The sequence below is a fragment of the Alteromonas sp. ABH4_456 genome (genome assembly GCF_056160645.1).
Genome location: NZ_JBSWXO010000052.1, coordinates 1 through 344, shown reverse-complemented (window position 1 = coordinate 344; position 344 = coordinate 1). Strand labels below are relative to the sequence as shown.

At 54.4% G+C, this 344-nt stretch carries 1 protein-coding gene; it reads right to left on the bottom strand.

The genetic code is table 11. The features are described 5' to 3' along the window. Positions 1-344 (bottom strand): DDE-type integrase/transposase/recombinase (locus ACXAG2_RS20905; RefSeq protein ID WP_474870261.1); only part of this gene is annotated, 344 nt, incomplete at both ends.

Below are 344 nucleotides of genomic sequence, written 5' to 3'. Positions count from 1 at the left end.
CGTTCGATGATTTGCACACCCACTTCGGCCTTGGCTTTATCTTTAGGTTTATACGGTCTGGCGGGCACAACCGCCGTATCATAGTGAGCCGCCAGTTGCTGATAAGCCGGATTAATGTCCGGGTCGCTTTTACAGGCTTTGGTCACGGCACTTTTTAAGTTATCCGGCACCACCATGGTGGGCACACCACCGAGATACTCAAACGCCCGTACATGGCTGCCCAGCCAGTCTTGCAAGCCCTGAGTCCAGGTCGCCTCTGAGTAGTAATAACTGCTCGCCCCCATGGCCGCCACGAAGATTTGCGCATACCGGATTTCGCCTGTTTGTGGATTCACGACAGGCAT